This window comes from Paraburkholderia sp. SECH4 (assembly GCF_030511745.1).
In the GTDB taxonomy this organism is placed as follows: domain Bacteria; phylum Pseudomonadota; class Gammaproteobacteria; order Burkholderiales; family Burkholderiaceae; genus Paraburkholderia; species Paraburkholderia madseniana.
This window is the reverse complement of the sequence record NZ_JALOCP010000009.1, coordinates 17,259-38,065: the sequence shown is the minus strand read 5'-3', so window position 1 is coordinate 38,065 and position 20,807 is coordinate 17,259. Positions and strand designations below refer to the sequence as shown.

General features: G+C 60.2%; 17 protein-coding genes. 8 read left to right on the top strand and 9 right to left on the bottom strand.

From position 1 onward, the window contains the following. Positions 1-140: 140 nt before the first annotated feature. Together M0D67_RS14820 and M0D67_RS14815 are read left to right on the top strand one after the other, a co-directional pair. Positions 141-566 (top strand): hypothetical protein, encoded by a 426-nt coding sequence (locus M0D67_RS14820; protein ID WP_233464773.1) that lies wholly within the window; start codon positions 141-143, stop codon positions 564-566. 39 nt (positions 567-605) lie between these two features. Next, the gene (locus M0D67_RS14815) at positions 606-752 is read left to right on the top strand and encodes a DUF3096 domain-containing protein (RefSeq protein ID WP_093637406.1); all 147 of its coding nucleotides are present in this window, start codon (positions 606-608) and stop codon (positions 750-752) included. Between the two features lie 34 nt (positions 753-786). Here M0D67_RS14815 and M0D67_RS14810 read toward each other — a convergent pair whose 3' ends face one another. Then, positions 787-1,665: an NmrA/HSCARG family protein gene (locus M0D67_RS14810; RefSeq protein ID WP_266239001.1), complete on the bottom strand. Its 879-nt coding sequence runs from the start codon at positions 1,663-1,665 to the stop codon at positions 787-789. Between the two features lie 115 nt (positions 1,666-1,780). On the opposite strand from M0D67_RS14810, the gene M0D67_RS14805 reads away from it, so the two are divergent. Together M0D67_RS14805 and M0D67_RS14800 are read left to right on the top strand one after the other, a co-directional pair. Beyond that, positions 1,781-2,659 carry a LysR family transcriptional regulator gene (locus M0D67_RS14805; RefSeq protein WP_266239000.1) on the top strand — a complete coding sequence of 293 codons (879 nt, stop codon included), beginning with the start codon at positions 1,781-1,783 and terminating at the stop codon, positions 2,657-2,659. 228 nt (positions 2,660-2,887) lie between these two features. Then, the gene (locus tag M0D67_RS14800; protein ID WP_266238999.1) at positions 2,888-4,804 is read left to right on the top strand and encodes an SMP-30/gluconolactonase/LRE family protein; all 1,917 of its coding nucleotides are present in this window, start codon (positions 2,888-2,890) and stop codon (positions 4,802-4,804) included. A 1,258-nt stretch (positions 4,805-6,062) separates the two neighbouring features. Here the strand turns inward: M0D67_RS14800 and M0D67_RS14795 are convergent. Beyond that, entirely contained in the window at positions 6,063-6,221 is a 159-nt protein-coding gene (locus M0D67_RS14795; RefSeq protein ID WP_266238998.1) for a hypothetical protein, read from the bottom strand. 77 nt (positions 6,222-6,298) lie between these two features. Here M0D67_RS14795 and M0D67_RS14790 point away from each other — a divergent pair, with 77 nt between their 5' ends. Then, a complete protein-coding gene (locus tag M0D67_RS14790; RefSeq protein WP_266238997.1) occupies positions 6,299-8,020 on the top strand; it encodes a hypothetical protein in 1,722 nt (573 codons plus the stop codon). A 155-nt stretch (positions 8,021-8,175) separates the two neighbouring features. Here M0D67_RS14790 and ctlX read toward each other — a convergent pair whose 3' ends face one another. After that, positions 8,176-9,114, bottom strand: a complete 939-nt coding sequence (ctlX, locus tag M0D67_RS14785) for a citrulline utilization hydrolase CtlX (protein ID WP_266238996.1) — start codon at positions 9,112-9,114, stop codon at positions 8,176-8,178. Between the two features lie 57 nt (positions 9,115-9,171). Continuing rightward, positions 9,172-10,248: an ornithine cyclodeaminase gene (locus M0D67_RS14780; RefSeq protein WP_266239139.1), complete on the bottom strand. Its 1,077-nt coding sequence runs from the start codon at positions 10,246-10,248 to the stop codon at positions 9,172-9,174. Positions 10,249-10,466: 218 nt separating this feature from the next. Here M0D67_RS14780 and M0D67_RS14775 point away from each other — a divergent pair, with 218 nt between their 5' ends. Next, positions 10,467-10,898, top strand: coding sequence for an Lrp/AsnC family transcriptional regulator (locus M0D67_RS14775; protein WP_054040707.1), 432 nt, complete (start codon positions 10,467-10,469; stop codon positions 10,896-10,898). Between the two features lie 715 nt (positions 10,899-11,613). Here M0D67_RS14775 and M0D67_RS14770 read toward each other — a convergent pair. The 5 genes from M0D67_RS14770 to M0D67_RS14750 form a co-directional block, all read right to left on the bottom strand. Then, on the bottom strand, positions 11,614-12,246 hold the full coding sequence (locus M0D67_RS14770) for a response regulator transcription factor (protein WP_054040705.1): 633 nt from the start codon (positions 12,244-12,246) through the stop codon (positions 11,614-11,616). Then, on the bottom strand, positions 12,243-14,255 hold the full coding sequence (locus M0D67_RS14765; protein WP_266238995.1) for a response regulator: 2,013 nt from the start codon (positions 14,253-14,255) through the stop codon (positions 12,243-12,245). The genes M0D67_RS14770 and M0D67_RS14765 overlap by 4 nt, the downstream gene beginning before the upstream one ends. Next, a complete protein-coding gene (locus M0D67_RS14760) occupies positions 14,252-16,360 on the bottom strand; it encodes a response regulator (protein WP_308112576.1) in 2,109 nt (702 codons plus the stop codon). The genes M0D67_RS14765 and M0D67_RS14760 overlap by 4 nt, the downstream gene beginning before the upstream one ends. A 118-nt stretch (positions 16,361-16,478) precedes the next feature. After that, positions 16,479-16,877 carry a hypothetical protein gene (locus M0D67_RS14755; protein ID WP_266238993.1) on the bottom strand — a complete coding sequence of 133 codons (399 nt, stop codon included), beginning with the start codon at positions 16,875-16,877 and terminating at the stop codon, positions 16,479-16,481. A 138-nt stretch (positions 16,878-17,015) separates the two neighbouring features. Beyond that, complete coding sequence (locus tag M0D67_RS14750; protein ID WP_266238992.1) at positions 17,016-17,981, bottom strand: hypothetical protein; 966 nt, start codon at positions 17,979-17,981, stop codon at positions 17,016-17,018. A 226-nt stretch (positions 17,982-18,207) separates the two neighbouring features. Between M0D67_RS14750 and M0D67_RS14745 the strand changes: the two genes are divergently transcribed. Together M0D67_RS14745 and M0D67_RS14740 are read left to right on the top strand one after the other, a co-directional pair. Further along, complete coding sequence (locus M0D67_RS14745) at positions 18,208-18,915, top strand: dienelactone hydrolase family protein (protein WP_154559186.1); 708 nt, start codon at positions 18,208-18,210, stop codon at positions 18,913-18,915. Between the two features lie 265 nt (positions 18,916-19,180). Continuing rightward, positions 19,181-20,767, top strand: a complete 1,587-nt coding sequence (locus M0D67_RS14740; RefSeq protein ID WP_266238991.1) for a S9 family peptidase — start codon at positions 19,181-19,183, stop codon at positions 20,765-20,767. The last annotated feature ends 40 nt before the right edge of the window (positions 20,768-20,807 follow it).

The window sequence follows — 20,807 nt, the reverse complement described above, 5'->3', positions numbered from 1 at the left end:
ATCTGAGCGTCAGCGTACAGACTTGCCGGGTCAGCCGTACGATTCTGGGGTCTCAACGATCTGCTGCCTCATGTCCTCGGGCTTTGCGGGCAATCCAGCAGAACGATCGCGCTATTCCGATGAAACTGTCCGTTCTCCGCATGCTGATCGCCATTCCGTCGCTGGGCGTGGGATTCTCTGCACCCGTGTGCAATGCCTATGCGCTCGATGCAAAACTGGACTGCCAGTCGAGCCCGCATGATTTCATTGCTCCGCTTCTGGACGAGCAGTCGATCGATGCAAAGCCAATGCGCATTGAAGCGAACTCGGTCAACGCATTTCGTCCCGCGCGCGGCAGCAACCTGACGGCATTCGGCTTTCATGTCTATGCCGTCTTCGGGTATGAGCAAAACGATCCCATCTTCAAACAAGGCAGCGGCCAGCCGGTTACGCCCCCGACATACGGCGTGGTGGTGACCGGCTCTGCCGCGTCGGTTGAGGCGAGCGTACGACGCGCCGGCAGCGATGCGGTCATTCGCGACGTCGTTCCACTTTTTCTCACCGCCGTTTTCTGCAACGGGCATTGATGTCTGTGCAGTGCACGCACGAGGAGCGAGGAGACAATCATGCATATGCTCACCAATGCGGGTCCGCTGGTTTCATTGATCGCCGGTATTCTGATTCTTGTCGTGCCGCGCCTCTTGAACTACATCGTCGCGATCTATCTGATCGTGATTGGACTGCTGGGGCTTTTCGGAAGCCACATTCGTTGAACGCACGTCCTTCTTTTTCGCCCCTCCTGATCAATCAGCCCTTCGCCCACGCGGCGGCGGTGGCAACTGCGAAGTCCCGGTAGGATCGCGGCTGCCGCCCGAGCAGCGCAGCCAGACGATCGACTTCCGCCTTCGAAGCGACTGCGCCGTCCTGCTGATACCGGCGCATCATCAGGCGCATATCGTAGGCGAGCCAACCTGGCGCGACCGCCTTGAGACGCTGTTCGAGGGTATCGAGATCGTCGCCGCCGTAGCGGACCGGACGTCCCAGCGCCTCGGCCCAGATCGCAGCGATGCCTTCCGAAGTCAGCGCGTCAGGACCGACGAGTTCGTACGTTTCACGCGGTAGCGGATTGGCGGCGCGCTCGCGGCGCAGGAGTTCGCGTGCCGCGGCTTCGCCGATATCGCGGACATCGACCATGGAAATTCCTTTGCTGCCAATCGGCATGCCGTAGACACCGTGCGTCAGTAACGGGTCTTTCTGACGGACGTCGTTCTGGATGAAATAGGCGGGGCGCAGCACCGTCGCCGGCAGGTCGCAGTGTTCGATCATGCGCTCGACCGTGTGCTTGCCGGTGAAGTGCGGCACATCGACATACTCCGCGCCCTTGAAAACCGACAGATAAACAATGCCTTTCACACCGGCCTCCCGCGCGACGCTCAGCGTCTGCAGTGCCTGTGTCAGTTCGTCCGCGGCGTTGGGGGCCAGCACGAACACCGTGCTGACGCCGTTCAGTGCGCGCCGCACTGCGTTGATGTCGGACAGGTCGCCCTTGACCGCGGTGACGCCAGCGGGGAATTGCGCTTTTTCCGGTGAGCGCGTCAGTGCCCGCACTTCGGCGCCGCTGCCGTTCAGATGGTCGAGAACCTGCTTGCCGACTACGCCTGTGCTGCCAGTTACGAGGACTGTCATGATTTTCTCCTGGGGTTGAATGGACTGCGTGAGTCCGTGAGACGAACAATAGTCGTTCCATTGGGTGGCCGAAAGTGCCAGAATCAAGACATCTCGTCTCATAAATGGAACGATCATGGATTTGACGTCGCTGGCGGATTTCAACGCCGTTGCACTGCATGGCGGCTTCGGGCCGGCCAGTCGCGCGCTCGACCGTCCCAAGGCCACGTTGTCGCGGCGCGTGGCCGAGCTGGAAGAAGACCTCGGCGTGCGGCTGATCGAGCGGGGCGCCCGCAGGCTGCGTCTGACCGAGGAAGGTCTCGCACTCCACGAACGCACGCAGGGGCTCATGACGGAGATTCAGGAGGCGGGTCAAGCGGTCGCGTCGCGTGCGCCGGTGCCGCGTGGACGCTTGCGCATCAGCGCGCCGGTCGTGTTCGCGCATGTCTTGCTGTGCCAGATCGCTGCACGCTTTGCGCTGGCCTATCCGCAGGTCGAGCTCGAAGTCATCGCGGAAGACCGCGTCGCGGATCCGGTAGAGGACGGTTACGACCTGGTCATCCGTATCAATCCACCGCGTGACGAGCAGCTCGTTGGGCGGCGCATTCTCGGTGACGAGCGCCTCGTGGTCGCTTCGCCGACTTTGTCGATACCGTCGATGCCCGCAGGCGAAGCCGACGAGCTGCAAGTGCCGGCGGTCGTGTCGATAGCGGCGCATTCCGACTTGCTCTGGAACATGCGCACGGAAGGCGGCGTGAGGGTCATCAAGCCGATGCCGGTGCTGCGAATGTCATCGCTGCTGATGGTGCGCGAGGCCGTGCTGCAGGGTGTGGGCGCAGCGCTCCTGCCGCGCTTGCTGGTTGAACAGGACGTGTCTACAGGACTGCTGGTTTGTTGGGGCGTGGAGGCGGGCCCGCCCGTGGAAATCTGGGCGCTCTACAGTTCGCGACGTTTGCTGAGCGCCAAGGTGCGGGCGTTTATGGACATGCTGAAACCCGACTCAGCCAGGTTCTGATGGGCCGACGTTATCGGATCTTTCGCCGCGAAGAACGGGTCGGCAATTACCACCGTGAAGAATCCGAAAACGGTGAAGTCGAACATTTACGGAATGTCAAAAACTTGAGCGATACTCGCGAACTTGCGAATGGCCGGCAACAAATATGCTTACTGAATTTTTCACATTTCATTCGGTGATTTGCGGTGATTTACGTTATCGAGGACAACTGTCAGGAGAGCATCGCTCATGCTTAAGAAACGAATTCGTGCTGCACTGCTTGGCGCACTGATCACCGTGATTGCGCCGGCATGTCAGGCGCAATACACCACCGACTGGCTGGCGAACACGTTCGGAACGCAAGCCGCGCACGTGGGCAACGCTGCACGTTCGATGTGGGTCGCGCCTGAAGGCGTGATCTATACGGCCTCCCTATGGGATGAAAACGAGGGTGGCGTCGCGATCTATCAGAACGGCAAGAGCATCGGCTCTATTGGAATCAACAGCGAGTTTCAGGGTGGGGCGATTACGGGGAATGCCACATCGATTTTCGCGGCCTTGCAGTACAGCACCGTGTACGGCAGTGGTGCAGTAGGGCGATACAACCGAGCGACTCAAAAACGCGATGTCCTCATCCCCGTGAGCGCCTGGAACGCGGTCAAGCACGCCGATGTCATCACCGGGCTCGCCACGACCGGCACTCTCCTTTATGCGAGCGATTTCCCGGGCAATCGCGTCCGGGTCTACACCACCGACGGCGTGTGGCAGCAGGACATCAACATCTCCGGTCCCGGCGCACTCGCTTTGGATGGCGCGGGAAATCTCTGGGTAGCGCAGCAAAGCACGGCCGCGATCGTTGAATTCAGTCCGGCCGGTGCTCCGCTGAGCACTATCCAGATGCCCGCGACTTCGCGACCGTCAGCGCTGTATTTCGACGCATCGTCAGGACAGCTCATGGTTGGCGACCAGGGTCCCGACATGAATATCAAGCTCTACAACATCTCGGGCACGCCGACTCTGGTCGGCACGTTCGGCATTCAGGGCGGCTATCTCGATAGCACCGCAGGCATCAAAGGCCAGGTTGGCGACAAGCGCTTCACCCGTGTTGTCGGCATCGGAAAAGACGCAGCCGGCAACCTGTATGTGCTCAACAACCCGTGGGGCGGCGGCTGGGACCTCGGTCGCAACGGCAGCACCGACATTCACGCGTATGACAGTGCCGGCAACCTGCAATGGAAACTTCAGTCCCTCAACTTCGAGGCGGTCGCAGCACCGGACCCGGTTACGGATGGCGCCTACTTCTATGGCGGCACCAACATTTACACCGGCACCGCGGGTGGTGCCTTCGTCGCGAATACCGTCGACCCGTTCAGCTATCCGTCCGATCCACGTCTCAACATGAACGATACGCAGCGCGACGAGCATTTCGGTCAGCTCGTTAGCGTTGGTGGAAATCGGATCCTCGTCGCGTCCGGTCAGAACCCTGGCATCTTTTACTTCTACCATTTCAATGCGGCGAGCGGCTATATCGCGATTCCGGATGCGTCGATTCCAGGTCCTGCGTTCAATACAATGCGACAGATCACGGGTGGATTCTGCATCGATAGCAGAGGGGACGTATGGGCCGGTCTGGACAGAACGAATCACATCTATCACTACCCGCTGGTCAGCTTCGATGGCACCGGCAAACCGACATGGGGACCCGGCATCGCCATCTCCATTCCGCAGAGCATCCGGCCGTTGACACGCATCATCTATCTGCCGGAGAGCGACACCATGATTCTCGCGCAAGGCATCGCCGGGAGCTGGGACTGGACGGCGATTCAATCGAGGATCGAGGTGTATCACGGCTGGCGCGCGGGCAACACCACGAAGCCCAATCCAGTGATCAACCTCACCAGTGCCAACCCGAAGTCGATCACGGCCGTCGGAAATTATCTTTTCGTCGGCTACGTGCATACGGTGCCCAACATCGACGCCTTCAATCTCACCACGGGTAACCTCGATACGACCTTGATCAACTCGAGTGCGGGCACGGTGGATGTGGGCAACGACGTGGATTCGATGTATGGCCTGAGGGCATACCTTAGATCGGCCGGCGAGTACGTGATCACGAAAGACAACTACAACGGCTCCAGCATTGTTGTTTATCGCTGGACGCCATGATCGGTTTGCTTCGAGGCTATGATCAGACGAAAAAGATGCGGTGCGCGTTCCACGCTTCGTTGAATTCGCATCGTTCAGTTCTCTCTGCCTATGCATTTGGTACGTGGACGTATTGATATTAATAATATAAAAACGAGCCGCTTATTCTTTGCTCAGGTCGATTTATTTTTCTTCGAAGGAAAGTCAAAGACCTGCGTTTTCCGCCCCCAGTGAGGCAGAGATTTTCCGTTTCCTCTGCTTTTGAAAATCGTCTGGAGCGTTTCCCATAAGATTCTTTGAACTACTACTTATCGTCCCTGGTCGTGCCCACGTTACACAGATGAAACGTTTATAATTCGTCTGCCAATACACTGGCAGTAAGTAATGCCGGGCACGCGCCGGGAACGGCATCGGTCAAGTAAAGGTTGCGTGGGTAGGCGTTTTTGCGGCGCTGGACCAGCGTCTCTCATACGAATGGGTTGCGAATGAGTCGAGCGACTTTAACGCTACCTGTCAGCGGTTTTCACAGTTTTTCCTTTTCGGGAATTGGGCTCGAAACCTAATTAGTTTTAGGTTCCGGACGGGCCTTGTCACGCCCTGGATTTCACTCGACTGACATCGAGGAAGCCGGGTTCGCCGTCAATCATTGATAGAACTTCATCACGCGAACATTCTTGGTTAATAGTAAGGATGACGTAATTATTATCTATTGAAGGGTGACAGATCAAAATGCTGAGCGCACTGTCGCCAGGCGGCGCTCAGTGCGCGTTACGAATGCGTAACGGTATCTGCCAGTGGATACCGGCACATCGAAAGCGCCAGCTTCATCAGCAATGAACGCGATCATCGCGTTCACCGCTTCAACTCTCTCAGTACTCAAAGAACGCCAAAGCGGGACGGCTTAGATCGATCTTGCTCAATTCTCGGGGACAACCTGCTTTTTAGCGATACATACAGACAATGACGAGAAACTTCAAACTTTTGGGAGTTGCGGCAGCAACAGTGTTTGCATGGTTTGGCGCAGAGAACGCGCAGGCTGCTACGAGCACCATCACCGTCGCAGGACTGCAATACACGTTGTGCGCGCAAGAGAACGACACCTGCAAATTCCTCGGAACAGGCTCTGTGGTGTTTGGTGCCGTTCCGCCCACCTCGCCGTCGGTCATGCTGTCGGCCCCCGCTACCTTTAGCAACGGCGTCGGATGCTATGTCGGCGCGGCCTCGCAGACAGATCCCGCATACGGGTACGACAAATCATGCTGGGTGAGAGCGGTTGCCGCTACCCCAACGCCGACTCCGACTCCGACTCCGACTCCGACTCCGACTCCGACTCCGACTCCGACTCCAACGCCGACGCCGACGCCGACGCCAACGCCAACGCCGACGCCAACGCCAACGCCAACGCCAACGCCAACGCCAACGCCAACGCCAACGCCAACGCCGACTCCGACCCCGGGAAGCTCGACCCTCTCGTGCGGCACGCCCACGCACACTGCCGGCGGAACCGCCAACGGCGTGATCAGCGCCGACACGCCCACCACCGACGGCATGCGCATTTTCCAGAACAACGCAGCGTTCAAGCTCGCGATTACGACGAACGCGCCGAGCGCGGATACGGTCGTCTGGTCCGTGGCGGACTCGACCGGCGCGATCAAGGCGCAGGGTAGTTTTGCGGTTAGCTCTGGCGTGCAAACCAACGCGATTCCATGCACGTCGACCTGGTCAGGCTATGGCGCGCTGACAGCGACGCTGCGCTCGAACGGCGGCACATTGCCCAACACCGGAACGCGTCCGGTGGGTATTGCAACGTTCGGCGTGTTGCCGAACCTGACGTCGGTACTGGGTACCGTAACGTACGCCCATCAGGATCAGCACCGCTTCGGCATGCAGGGCTTCAACGGCAACATCGCCGCGCTGCATGATCTGGGCATCTCGTGGACCATCGACGACCGTCAGGTATCGGCCATGGAACCCAATGGCCCCAACACGTACACGCCGAACGTGAACGACCTCGATCCGTTCTATAAGGCCAACCCTGATCAGATGCGCATCGTGCGTCTCGATGGACTGCCTGCATGGGATTCGAAGACGGGCCAATTCAACGACAGCTACTACGCGCCGTCGAATATGCCTGAGTTCCAGAGCTTCATGGCCAAGGTCGGTACCGATACGAGCCTGATTCGCGCTGCCAACTACCCGAACCAGCAAAAGAACTACTATCAGGTGACGTGGGAACCGAGCCTCGGCTGGGCGGATAGCGACGCGAACTTCGTCGCGATGTACAAGGCCGCGTATCAGGGCATTCACTCGACCGATCCGAATGCCGTCGTGATGGGTACCGGCAACCCGTTCCCTGCGAATTGCGACACCTGTACCACCGGCTATCTGCAGAAGTTCGGTGCGCTCGGTCTATGGAATTACATCGACGCAGTCTCAACGCATGGCTACTGGAACGCGGGCACCTATCCGGCACATCCGCCTGAATTGCAGGACTCCGATCCGGATCCGGCGAACCAGGCGAACGCGCTCGACAACCAGATGACGCAGTTGCGTTCGGTGATGCAGGCGGGTAAGCCGAACATGAAGCTCTTCTTCACCGAAGCAGGCACGAGCTACGATCCGGGTCTCAACTACGGCCCCACGGTGCCGTCGCAGAACCAGTTGTTCGCCCACGCTGCGGTTGGCGTGCGGTCGCACATCATTGTGCTTGGTGGTGGCGCACAGTTGACGACGCTTTTCTATGGTCCTGACTATCCGGGCGAAGTGGGATACGGCTCGTTCTTCGACCTGAATGACGCGCAAGGTGCTTATGGTGCAGCGAACCTCTCACCGAAACCCGAAGCGATGGCCTTCGCGACGATGACACGTGTGCTGGACGGCACGAACACATTGGGCCGGGTCACGGGTACGCCGTCTGGAACCTTTGCGTATGCGTTCCAGCAGCTTGGCAACGGCAAGGTGGTGACTGCTGCATGGGCGCATAGCAACGCGCAGTGGCCCGCGAGCAGTGGCCTTTATAGCCAGACCTACTCGACGAGCTATTCGCTTCAGGTCGACGGGGCCGGCACGTCGGGCAATGTGACGAAGATCGATGGTTACGGCAATACCAGCACGCTGGCCTATACCAACGGCAAAGTCACGCTGACCCTCACCGAGGTGCCGCAGTACATCGTCTCGAACAACGCGACGGTCGCCAAGGCCAATGCGACTGTTCCGGTCGGGTATACGGGCCAATAAGGGCTGAGTCGTATCGATGCGCCGCTGGTGGGAGCGGCGGCGCGTTGATCAACCCGTTCTGGCCGTTCTCCAGTCAGGAGCCGAACGCTTAACCCGTTGCAAACGCAACGATCAGCAAGCACCAGCTTGGCACCGGCTTTACGGCAACGAGTGCCTTAACGTCGAGCCAGGTGGATCCCTGCGAGCATGCAGCGCACCGAGCCGCCAGCCAGCTCGATGGTCGGCACGCGCAACGGTAGCAATTGCGCGGACCGCTCGATGAGCGTTTTCTGCTGTGCCGTCAGGCACGACATCGCCCGTTCTGACAACGCTAGAACGCGGCCGTCCTTCCCCGACAATTCCAGTGCATTCCCGGCAAAATTGCCGATCTGCGCGTGCGTGAGCGCGATAATAGTCCGGCCGCTCTCCAGCAGGCGCGTGTGTACCTCGCCGCGGCGTTTTTCGTCACGAATAAGGTCTAGCCCGATCAACGCAAATTCGGTTGCAACGCTCATCATGACGTTGGTGTGGTAGACCGCCCGGCCGTCCGCGTCGGCGGTATCGAAGCACATCGGTTCGAAGTTGAAATGCGTGCAGAAGCGCTCGAGCGCCACCGGGTCGGCGCGATGTGAACGTGCCGTATACGCAACGCGTGCGACATGGTCGAGCACCATGGCGCCCGTGCCTTCCAGAAAGACATCGTCGTGCTCCAGCCCGGAATAGTCGATCACGTCCTGCACGCGGTACTCGGTCTTGAGCATTTCGACCACGTCGTGCCTGCGCTCGCGCCGGCGGTTGACCGAGTGCATCGGAAAGAGTGCCACGTGGCCGCCCGCGTGCGTCGAGAACCAGTTGTTCGGAAAGACCGAATCGGGTGTCTCGTTCTTCCCGCAATCGTCGAACACATGAACGCATACGCCGGCCGCTTCCAGACTGGCAGACGCAGCACTGACTTCGTCGCGTGCTGCCGCGGCGAGCGCTGTCGCTTCTGTGAAATCAAGGGCGTGGCCGGCACGCTGGAAGGCGTTGTCGGTAGCCGTTTCCGGGTTCGGATGAAAACGGTGAGGGCGAATCATGACAACGGCGGCGGGCGCCTGCATCGACAGAAGGCTCATGGGGTTCGTTAGCGGGTTGCGGAAAGATGAGGCAAAACGGCCGTATGACGGGCTCGATCAGCGCGCGAAGGCGAATGCGTCGGCGGGTGCCGGGGTGAAGGCGGCCGGCGTGGCTGCAGTCTGTATCAGGCCGCCAAAAAGGTCTTTGGGATTGCTGACTGTCGGGATCAGCGCGACATCGACGCCCACGTCGTGGCGCTGTGCCAGTGCGTGGAGATAGCGGAGCGCCGAGTAATCCTCGAGTGCGAAGCCGACAGAGTCGAACACGGTGACCTGCTCCGCGCTTTCCCGCCCCACAACCTCTCCGGCAAGCACGCTCCACAGTTCGGTGACGGGCGAATCGACCGGGAGTTGCTGGATGTCACCTTCGATGCGCGTCTGCGGTTCATATTCGACAATCACGCGGCTCATACGCAGCACGTCCGCATGCAACTCGGTCTTGCCGGGGCAGTCGCCGCCGACTGCGTTCAGATGCATGCCGGACTCGATCATGTCCGGCGTGACGATCGTTGCATAGGTTTTGTCGGCGGTGACGGTCGTGACGATATCGGCGCCGCGCACCGCGTCGGCTGTCGATGTCGCGCGGACGATACGCAGGGCCGGCCACGCGGCAAGATTGAGCGCCAGTTTATCGGTTGCGCGCGCATCGACATCGAACACGCGAATCTCAGTGATGCCGAGCAGTGTGTGAAACGCGATCGCCTGAAATTCGCTTTGCGCGCCGTTGCCGATCAAGGCCATGCGTCGCGAGTCGGGGCGGGCCAGGCTTCTTGCGACGAGCGCGGACGTTGCCGCGGTGCGCAAGGCGGTGGTCAGGGTGAGTTCGGAGAGGAACAACGGGTAGCCCGTATCGACGGATGCGAGCGCACCGAACGCCATCACGGTGTGAATGCCGCGTTCGGCGTTGATCGGATGGCCGTTCACGTATTTGAAGGCGAACAGGTTCGAATCGGCGACCGGCATCAATTCGATGACGCCTGCCTGGGAGTGGCATGCAACACGTGGCGACTTATCGAATTCGCGCCATCGAAGATAGTCCGCGCGGATGGTGTCGGCGAGTTCGCTCAGGAATCGCGGCACGCCGATATCGGCGACGAGTCGGTACGTGGCGGGTACGTCGAGAAAGCGGGTCATGGTCATGTCTCCGTGATTCATGTGGGCTCCGGTGCGGGAGCAATGACGGAATTATTCCTTTGGACCTCGCCAACAAAAAGACAGCAGACTTCGCAAATTTCACGGATAAAATGGCAAAATGCGCACCTGAAATGGCATTTTGTACATTTCCGCATGAAGGCTTCGCCAGGTAGCGTGCGGATGGCGGAGCGCCGTCGCCGGGCACTCAGGTAACCACCATGATCAATCTCGATGACATCGACAGGCAGCTCATTTCTCTGTTGCGTGACAACGCACGCATGTCGGTGGTGACACTGGCGAAGCAACTGCGCGTGGCGCGCGCAACGGTGCAGAACCGGCTCACCCGCCTCGAGGAAAGTGGTGTGATCGTGGGCTATACGGTGCGGCTGAAACCGGCGGCCGAGGCGCATCGGATTCGGGCGCTGATGTCGATTGCTGTAGAAGGCAACCGTGCGGCTGACGTGCTCAAGGTGCTACGTGGCCATCCCAATGTCGCAACGATTCACAGCACCAATGGCCGGTGGGACCTCGTCGCGGAGTTGCGGGCGGACTCGCTGGAGAACTTCGATCGGGTGCTCGGTGCGATCCGCTTGATCGACGGAATCGCGAGTACCGAGACCAGCATCTTTCTATCGACGCACAAGATGTGAGCGGCCAGGAGCGTCCGCGCGCTTTGTCGACTTCATGCGAGCTCCATGCGCGATTCGCGTCACCCTGCGACAAACGTCATTTCGAACTTCTCCATGCGACGACGCAGATACCTGTCAACAGATTGCCGCGTCGCGTAGCCTTCCGCCGGCATCCGTCTATTGTTCATACAAATATAATTCGGATATCTTATTCGCGAAAGTTAATCGATCCTTTTCTTTTAGCTCTGACACCTCGGTCTGTCGGTCATGACAGTGCCTGCTATCTAGTCCGTATAACGGCACTTATTCGCAAAGGGTTTAACCCTGCAAAGGTTTGCGGAAGAACTAGTTTCTCTGTTGAATTAATAACTTGGAGAATAAGCCGGATTTATATTTCAATAAGTAATCGGCAAAAAAAAGGCCGACACATTGTGTCGGCCGGAAAGACTCTGGCGTCCGAGGATTGCATGCCAGAACCTGAGAGACGTTAATCAGTCAATTTTACGGATTGCAGTGTAAGGCGCGGGCATTATTGCCACATACCAGGATTTAACAATTTGGCGGCGTGCTTTCTCAGAAGAGGGTTATTTTAGAGTGCCGACTTCGTTGGGGAGAGATCATAAACGAAAAGCTTTGGCGAAGCATAAGGACATCAAAAAAAATTTGTTGATCGGCCGTCGCCGAATTCGAGATCGGAGAGTCCTGATGTTCGTCTAGGGATTTCCTTAATTGAATTTTATTCCGTACTAATGTGATGTCTGATCGCGTAGCGAATCAATTCCGAATTATTAGTGATCCCCAGTTTTTGCATGAGGCGCATTTTATGTGTGCTGATGGTCTTCGCGCTGAGCGCGAACGCTTCAGCGATATCGTTGATGCTCTTTCCAGCGGCCAAAGCTTGCAACACCTGGAATTCCCGATCGGACAGCATGTCGTGCGGTGGGGTATCGCCGGAGTGAGTGCCGAAGATCATCGAGTCCACCAGCTTCGGATCGATGAATCTGCCGCCTTCGGCCAGCTTGCGAATCGCGGCAAGCAGGATCTCCGGATCGCTGTCTTTGGTGAGGTAGCCGGTTGCGCCGGCGCGCAGCGCGCGCGAGACGACCTGGGCCTCGTTGTGAATGCTCAACACGAGCACGGGCAGGGCGGTGTACTCGGCCCTGATGCGCCGGATCAGGTCGATGCCGCTAATGCCCGGCATGGTCATGTCGAGCAGCAACAGGTCGGGACACCGGGCGCGTAGTTTCTCGAGCACTTCGGCGCCTTCGGCCGCTTCGTCGGCGACGATCATGTCGGTGGTGGTCGCGATGATCTGCTTCAGGCCACCTCGCACGATCGCATGGTCGTCTGCAATGAGGATTTTTATCATGTGCTTTTCTCGGTCCTGAGCGGGATGTGAATAGAGACGGTTGTGCCTGCGCCGGGCGCGCTCTCGATCTGCAACGTGCCGCCAATCAGCCGCGCGCGTTCGCTCATGCCGAGCAGTCCGTAGGAATAGCGCCGGCGTGCAACGGGCAGATCGAAGCCGCATCCGTTATCGCTGATATGGAGTGTCAATGCGCCGTTGCTTGCGGCGAGCGTGACATCGACGCGCGAAGCGCCGGCATGGCGCGCAACATTGGTCAACGAGGCCTGCGCGATGCGGAACACGGCCGTTGCATGCGCGTCCGGCAGAACCGGTTCGCTGCCAAGGATCGACAACTGGCACGGCATGCGATTACGTCGAACGAAGTCGTCCACGAGCCACTCGAGCGCCGACAGGATGCCAAAGTTTAGCGCAGCCGGTCTGAGGTGGCTGGCCACATTGCGGACCATCCAGATGGTCTTCTCGACCAGTTCACGCATGTCCTCGGTTTTTCTGGCTGCTTCCGAATCGCTGTCGAGCCGCATCCGCAATAGCGACACGTCCATTTTCAGCGCGGTCAGCAATTGCCCGAGTTCGTCGTGAATTTCCATGGCGATCCACTTTCGTTCTTCTTCGCGAACCGCCTCCATGTACGCGGACAACTCGCGCAACCGCTCGCGCGACTCGAGCAGTTCCTGTTCGACTCGCTTGCGTTCCGTCATGTCCTGAATCGTACCGACCAGCTTGAGCGGATAGCCGGGCCCTTCATGCGCCGCTTCGACGTGAAGCTGCACGATGCGTGGCTCGCCGTCCGCACCGGTCAGGCGGCAATCGAGAAAATGCGGCTGCCGGTCGGCGATCACCGCACGCACGGCCTGTCGTACAGCGGCCCGGTCCTCGGGGTGAATCGCCGCGCGCAGTGTTCGATAGCTGGGCCGCACGCCGTTCGGCTCGAAACCGAGAATCCGGTACATCTCATACGACCAGTGCGTCACTCCGGCGGCCGCAGTCCATTCCCAGTCGCCAAGTTTGGCCAGCCGCTGGGCGTTCGCCAGACTGGCTTCGCTCGCGCGCAATTTCTCTTCAGCCTGTTTGCGCGCGGTGACGTCGTTGAGACCGACATAGATCGCTGGGGCGTCGGCGAACGTCGCAATGCGCGCGGTCGCCACTGCCCAGAAGCGCTCACCCGCCGAATTCTTGAACTGGATTTCGTTGTTGGTGAATCCGCCTTCGTGGCGCAGGAGTTCGACCGTTCTGTCGCGCTCCGTCGGGTCGACATAGAAGTCGCCCATGTAGGTGACGCCGTGATCGTCCGCGCCGAAACCGAACAGCCAGCGGAACGGCCCGTTCATGTAAAGGACCCGCCCTTCGTCCATGGACGTAATGCACAACGGCACCGGGCTCGTCTCGACGATCGTGCGAAAGCGCGCTTCGCTCGACACGAGTTTCGCTTCGGTCCGTATGCGTTCGTCGATCTCGACCAGCAGGCTTGCATTCGCGCGCGCGAGTTGGCCGGTCCGTTCGGCGACGCGGTCTTCGAGTTCGTCGCGCACGCGGGAGAGGGCTTCTTGCGCCTGCTGCCGAACCGCCACCTCGCTCGAGAGACTTTCGTTCCGCGATCGGAGTGCCTTGTGCATGGCGCGCAGCGTGAGGTGGGTACGAATGCGCGCCAACATTTCGGCGATCTGGAATGGTTTGGTGACGTAGTCGATGCCACCCACCGAGAATCCTTCGACGAGGTCGTCCGTATCGGCGAGCGACGTCATGAAGATCACCGGAATCTCACGGGTCTGCTCATTGCGCTTGAGCCGGCGACAGGTTTCGAAGCCGTCGATGCCCGGCATTTTCACGTCGAGCAGGATCAGGTCGGGCTGCGAAAATTGCGCGCGTTCGAGCGCCTCCTCACCGTCGAGCGCAACGAACACGCGAAAGCCCTTATCCTCAAGACTGTCGGCCACGACACCGATGTTGATCGGTGCGTCGTCCACGACCAGAATGGTGGCCGGCTCTGCCGCGATCGTTGTGTCGTTCATGGCTTGGGCCTCCTCTCGAGATATTCCTCCGCGAGCAGCAGGATGGCCTTTGACTGATAGCCTTTAACGAGTGCACGCAACTCTGTTGTCAATACCAGATTGCGCTCGTCGAGGGCCGCCATCCTGTCGGCCCATTCGGCGATGGCACGCATATCGCCCAGACGGGCGAGATGATGCAGGTTGTTGAGTTCGTCATCGGGCAACGCGGGAGAGGGCGTGCGCGATGCGCCAGGTTGCGGCGAGCGAGGCGCTGGCGAGTCAGTCCACTTCAGCGCCAGCAAATCCGCCAGATGGGCCTGCAGCCGGTCGAAGTCGACGGGTTTGGAAAGGAAGGCGTTCGCGCCTGCGTCGGTGCTTCGTTTCTCGTCGCTCCAGGAAGGATTCGCCGACACGGCGATGATCGGAATATCGCCGAGTCCCGGTAATCGACGCAATCTGCGCGTTGTTTCGAGCCCGTCCATTTCAGGCATCAGGATGTCGGTCATGATGAGCGACGGCGCCTCGCTGCGCGCCTTCGCGAGTCCCTCGTGCCCGCTGGCGGCCTCGATGGTGTCGAAGCCCAGTTGACCCAGAAGCTCGACCAGGACCGCCCGATTGACGGGCTCGTCGTCGATCACCAGCACTTTGCGGCGCGGACCGGTGTAGCCCGTCACGCGCCGCGCGGCCGGCGTTGCCGCGTCGGTATGCGCCGCGGACACATCGACGACGGCCGGCGCGAGATCGAACCAGAAGACGCTCCCATGCGCGAGCGTACTTTCCGCGTGGATTTCGCTACCCATTGCGCGCACGAACTGCTGGCTGATCGCAAGGCCAAGCCCGGCGCCACCGGCGCGTCGTTCGGGGCCGCCGGCCTGCTCGAAAGGCTCGAAAATCACGCCGAGCTTGTCGGCCGCGATGCCGATTCCCGAGTCACGTATGCAGAAGCGCACCGCGCCTGAGGGCGCAAGGCCGACTTGCAGGCTGACGCAGCCTGTGTCCGTGAATCTGACCGCATTCGCCAGCAGATTAAGCAGCACCTGCCGTAAGCGGCGCTCGTCTGCCCGCACTGCGCCGCCCAGGTCGGGGGCCAGGTCGCATAGGAATCGCAGGCGTTTTTGCTCCGCCTTCACGTTGATAATGTCGCTGATCGTATCGAGGACGCCCGGCAGCGGGACGTCGGCCATTTCGATGCGCATTTTGCCGGCTTCGATGCGCGCGAAATCGAGCGTATCGTCGATCAGCGTGAGCAGATGTTCGCCGCTGCGGTGGATTACTTCGACCGCGTTGCGTTGGCGCTCGCTGTGGCTGCCGTCGCGCAGCAAAATCTGCGTATAGCCGAGGATGCCGTTCAGCGGCGTACGCAGTTCGTGGCTCATGTTCGCGAGGAATTCGCTTTTGGCCCGGTTGGCGGCTTCGGCAAGGTGCCGCGCTTCCCGCTGCGCAGTGGCGTCGCGTTCGGCGAGATAGGCGTCATGCAGCCGCGCGCCCATGCTGTTGAACGCGGCTACCACGCGATCGAGCTCGTCTGGCCAGCGCGGCTGACGGCGCGGCAGGACGAACGGCTTTGGCGCCGCACGGAAGTCGTATTCGCCGACCAGTCGGGCAATCGTGGCGAGATGCCGGGTAACGAGGCGCGAGAAGATGTAGATGGTGAACAGCGCAACGATGAATGTATAGGTCGCCTGACTGACCAGAATGACCAGCGCGGTTTGCGCTAACGCCTGATAGAGGTTGGCAAGCGTCGCTTGCACATAGAGTGTGCCGATCTTCTGCTGGGCGCCGTGGATGCGATAAAAGATCGGAAATTCGCGGGATATCACGGCGCCTGTCCTGCGCTCGCCAGCCGTCACGACCAGTGGCGTCTCGCTCGATCCGGTCTCGCGGACCTCGGCGGCGCACATGTCGGCAAGCCGCAGGATGCCGTTCAGCTGGAGCTGAAGTTCAGTGCGGTTGAGCTGCCACAGACCCTCGCCAAGGCTGTCGCGATTGCTTCGGTCGATGTCTGACAGACGTGTTTCGATCAGTTCGACGCCGCGGCTATAGTCGCGATAGAGCTGTAGTGCGGTCAGCAATAACGTGACCGCGCAACTGAACAGCAGCACGGTGGCCAGCAGCCGGAAAACCACGCTGTGCCTGAATCGGCCGGGCGAGGCAAAGAGTGAACCAACGCTATTCGCCACCATATTTCCCCGCGAGTGCTGTGCTTCTTGTTTGTGTATTTTGCACTCGTCGCCGAATCGCGGTCTATAAGGGGCCGTCGAGGAAGTCCGCTGCGGCGAACGCCGGCACTTGAACCGCTGCCTTCGCGAGCCGCACTCGCATCCACATGATGCCCGCACCGTTCGCGGCAGTGGCGCCACGCGGCAATGACTCGCCAATGATTTCGCGGGCGTTGCCGATTATTTCGCGGATCAGGGTCGACTCACGAGTACTGAGTTTCGCCGTCTGAAACTGGCACAGGTCCGACATGGCGTCAGCCAGACGCTTGACCGCAACCGTATCGTGACCAGTCAACGGCCAGCAGTGCAAAAGATAGGCGAGCGGTACCAGTTTTCTTTCTTCACACCAAAGCTCGAATAGACGTATGCACAGTTCGTCGATGCGTTCGACTGTATTCTCGCGCGGCAAAAAGTAGTCGGTCATAACGGGGATCCGGCGATGGTATGTAATGAACCACTTTAAACGCCGCGCTTGAGTGTTGCCGTCAGGTAGTCCGGACTATGGACTGGTGGTTTCCTGATTTTTGGGTCAGGAAATCCTTAACGTCTATCGTCCCGCGCATCAATTCCGTTTCTTGCCGTCGAACGGATCGAGCCAGAGTTCCTTGCGATCGAGAGGCACCCATGACGGGAGCAAGGGATTCTTCAAATCGATCAGCACGCGGCGCTCGAGGTGCAGATCGGCGATGCCTTGCGCGAAGTGTTCGCGGAATAACGCCTCGAAACTCCCGTCCTTCAGCATGGCTTCGAGGCCGTCGCGGATCCGCTTCGCCAGCAGCGGCTCAGTTTGGCTGACATAGAAGAACTGCGCGTACGGGTAGCGGATCAGGAGGTGAGAGTCGATCCTCATATTCGGGTAGCTCGGCTGAAAGGCCTTGATTTCACGCGTGATCTCGACCACGCCGCGCGGGAACATATCGAAGCGGTGGTCAGCCAGCATCGGAAAAAGCAGGTCGTAGCGGCTTGCGGTGACGAGTGGAACGCCGGCCGCGCGGTAGATGGGGACGTCGCCCCAACCCTGACCCTGGCCAATGCTGAGTGTGCGAAGACCCTGGAGGTCGTGGATGCTGTCGAGCTTCGCCTGTTCGCCTTCATTGATCAGCGCCACGCGATAGCCGAGCAGGCCACGGTCGATGGGGATCGGCACCGGAATCGCCGCGGCGTCGAGTTCCGGGTGTCCGGGCTCGCTCGCGAGGACATTGATGAGGCGGCCGGATATCACCTCGTCGACCTCGCGCTGGGCCGACATCGGTGAAAAATAGGCGTCGATGACGTATGGGCCGTAGGCCGCTACGGTGTGGTTCAGCGCGGTGATAAGAAAGGCCCAGCGGCCCTCTCTCACCACGTCCCCGGATAGGCGAAGAATCCGCACATGAGTCAGGGCGACGGTCGACGGGCCGGACGCGCCGGCGCTGCCGAAGGCCGGGCTCAATAGGGCGCAGGCAATGAGGGAGAGCACCACTGATAGTTTGAAGCGTCCGCGGGATCTGAACCGGCGGATTCCATCAAGGTGATCGAGGACGAACATGAGTAGCCTGAACCGGAAACGACGAGTAAGCCGCAGTATGGGTTCGAGGGGCCGCTTTGGCCAAAATCAATAAAGAATTGGACCATGGATCGCAATGAGGTGACGAAAGAGATCATCGCCGCAAAGTCGGGGCGTACAGGTCGTATTGATCAGCTTGCCGGGCGCTCAGCAGAACCTGCCACTCTGGCGCTATGCTAGCGGCTTCGGCTACTTCGAGGAGCAACTGATGCAACGGACTGCAGGATCAATGATCACGTTTAACCGCCCTGACGGCAAAGACGTCCAGGGTTATCTGGCCAAGCCACAGAAACTGGAGGGCGCGCCTGCCATCGTCGTGATTCAGGAATGGTGGGGTTTGAACGACCAGATTCGCGGCGTGGCGGACCGGCTCGCGCAGGCCGGCTATCTGGCGTTGGTGCCCGATCTCTTCCGCGGCAAGTCGACGGTTGAAGAGGCGGAGGCGAACCATTTGCTGAGCGCACTCGACTTCGGCGATGCCGCGACGCAGGACGTGCGGGGCGCCGTCCAGTATTTGAAGCAACACTCGGCGAACGTCGGCGTGACCGGCTATTGCATGGGCGGCGCGCTTACTTTGCTTGCGCTATGTAATATCCCTGAGGTATCGGCCGGGGTGGTGTGGTACGGCTGCCCCCCGCTCGAGTACATCGACGCATCGAAAATCAAGGTTCCGGTTCTCGGTCACTGGGCGACGCAAGACGAATTCTTCCCGGCTGAAACGGTCGATGCATTGGAGTCCAAGCTCAGTGCGGCCAACGTCGACGTCGAGTTCCATCGCTATCTTGCGTACCACGCGTTCGCGAACGAAACGGCAGTCGGGCCGGGCCGCATCTCCAGGACCCAGTTCGATCCGGTCTGGGCGCAGCAGGCCTGGGACCGCACGCTGACCTTCTTCGGCCGCACGCTCTGGAAGTAAGCGGCAAGCACGGACCCACATTGAAAGGTGGACGCAAGCCGCGACCTGTTCTCGTCAGCCAGCGGCGAGGCCGGTCGGCGTTTCTCATGCCGACCGGGCTTGACGGCCGGACACCTCATGAGGCATTCCATTGCAATATTAGTGAAGGATGAGGCTGGCGGCGTGCCAATCTGTTTACCTATACTCCTCTCACTCTGTATGTAAGGCAGCCCAATCGCCGTAATACCAACAAGCGCCAAGAAGAGCCAACAAGACGGAGCCTCACATGCCTGTAGCGATGCGGAACGCGGCCCTCGTGCTGCTGACATGTTTCACGTTGGGCGGCAGTGCTTATGTGCAAGCCAGTTCCGGTTGCGACGAGGGATGCAAGGCCCGGGGCCAGCTACTCGAACAGCGCGTCACGCTTCGGCTCAGCGCCGCAGCGTTTTCGAAAGTGCTTGCATCGAACGCATCCGGTCAGCAACTCGCGCAGATCGCCGGCAGACCCGCCTGCGGGGTGGAGATCGTGACCTTTCGCTACCGCACCATCGGCGGCGCGGGCGAGCCCACCACCGCCAGTGGCGCATTGATGATTCCGGGCGGACGGTCGGCGGCATGTAGCGGGCCGCGTCCGCTGATGCTCTACGCACACGGCACGACCGCGTACCGCAACTACAACATCGCCGATATCACCCAAACCGATCCCGGCAACGGCGACGGCGCCGGGGAGGGCATTAGCGTGGCCGCCATGTACGCGGCCCAGGGTTATATCGTGGTGGCGACTAACTATGCGGGCTATGCCGGCTCCGACCTCACATACCACCCCTATCTGAATGCCGACCAGCAATCCGCCGATGTGGTCGATTCGCTGCGTGCAGCGCGGGCCGTACTGAGTGGAGTGAAGCCGGAGAGAAAGACGCGCGAGAACGGCAGGCTTTTCGTCACCGGCTATTCGCAAGGCGGCTTCGTGGCTCTCGCGACGCATCGTGCTTTGCAGGCGGCCGGTGTCAAGGTCACGGCATCCGCACCAGGATCGGGTCCGTATGCGCTTGCCGCCACTGCGGACGCGCTCATCGAAGGCGAGGTGAACCTGGGGTCGACGCTGTTCACGACCTTGGTCGTGACGGGCTACCAGCATGCCTACGAGAACATCTACCGCAAGCCCGGCGACTTCTATGAAGCGGCCTATGCCCCGGGTATCGAGAATCTCCTGCCGAGCCTGCAGCCGCTCGATACGCTGTTTTCGAAAGGGAAACTGCCCTCGACGCAACTCTTCAGCAGCGTTCCGCCTGCGCCGCAATATGCTTCGATGACGCCGCCGACTTCGCCGCCCCTCGTACCGCCCTCGCTGACGCCGGTGTTTGCTGCCGGATTCGGCAACGCCAATCTCGTGCGCAACGCCTATCGCCTGAGTCTTCTGGACGATGCTGCGGCCAATCCCGATGGCGCGTTTCCCAACAGCACGGTGGCCTTGACGCCGGCCGCGAATCCCATGCATCCGCTGCGCCAGGCGTTCAAGCGCAATGACTTGCGCAACTGGCTGCCGCGCGCGCCGGTTCTGCTGTGCGGCGGCGGCTCGGATCCCACCGTGTTTTTCTTCAACGCACGCATCGAGCAGGCCTACTGGCAGAACGCCAAAGTACCGGCAGGGCTCACGTCCGTGCTGGACGTGGACTCTCCGATCTCCGGGCCTAACGATCCGTACGCGCCCATCAAGCAGGGTTTCGCGAGTGCGAAGGCGACGCTCGCGAATCAGGCCGTAGCGGGTGGTGCGACTGACGGTGGCGCCTCGGCTGTGCTCCAGGCCTATCACGGTGAATTGGTCGCGTCGTTCTGCATGGTCGCCGCCCGGGCCTTCTTCACGAACTTTTGAGCGCTGCTGCCTGCGGCTATCATGTGCAGACAACAAGACT

Bases quoted from the DNA above. Each gene is read 5' to 3' on its own strand.
- M0D67_RS14820 (WP_233464773.1), top strand. From the start codon at position 141: ATGCTGATCGCCATTCCGTCGCTGGGCGTGGGATTCTCTGCACCCGTG.
- M0D67_RS14815 (WP_093637406.1), top strand. From the start codon at position 606: ATGCATATGCTCACCAATGCGGGTCCGCTGGTTTCATTGATCGCCGGT.
- M0D67_RS14810 (WP_266239001.1), bottom strand. From the start codon at position 1,665: ATGACAGTCCTCGTAACTGGCAGCACAGGCGTAGTCGGCAAGCAGGTT.
- M0D67_RS14805 (WP_266239000.1), top strand. From the start codon at position 1,781: ATGGATTTGACGTCGCTGGCGGATTTCAACGCCGTTGCACTGCATGGC.
- M0D67_RS14800 (WP_266238999.1), top strand. From the start codon at position 2,888: ATGCTTAAGAAACGAATTCGTGCTGCACTGCTTGGCGCACTGATCACC.
- ctlX (WP_266238996.1), bottom strand. From the start codon at position 9,114: ATGAGCCTTCTGTCGATGCAGGCGCCCGCCGCCGTTGTCATGATTCGC.
- M0D67_RS14780 (WP_266239139.1), bottom strand. From the start codon at position 10,248: ATGACCCGCTTTCTCGACGTACCCGCCACGTACCGACTCGTCGCCGAT.
- M0D67_RS14775 (WP_054040707.1), top strand. From the start codon at position 10,467: ATGATCAATCTCGATGACATCGACAGGCAGCTCATTTCTCTGTTGCGT.
- M0D67_RS14770 (WP_054040705.1), bottom strand. From the start codon at position 12,246: ATGATAAAAATCCTCATTGCAGACGACCATGCGATCGTGCGAGGTGGC.
- M0D67_RS14765 (WP_266238995.1), bottom strand. From the start codon at position 14,255: ATGAACGACACAACGATCGCGGCAGAGCCGGCCACCATTCTGGTCGTG.
- M0D67_RS14755 (WP_266238993.1), bottom strand. From the start codon at position 16,877: ATGACCGACTACTTTTTGCCGCGCGAGAATACAGTCGAACGCATCGAC.
- M0D67_RS14750 (WP_266238992.1), bottom strand. From the start codon at position 17,981: ATGTTCGTCCTCGATCACCTTGATGGAATCCGCCGGTTCAGATCCCGC.
- M0D67_RS14745 (WP_154559186.1), top strand. From the start codon at position 18,208: ATGCAACGGACTGCAGGATCAATGATCACGTTTAACCGCCCTGACGGC.
- M0D67_RS14740 (WP_266238991.1), top strand. From the start codon at position 19,181: ATGCCTGTAGCGATGCGGAACGCGGCCCTCGTGCTGCTGACATGTTTC.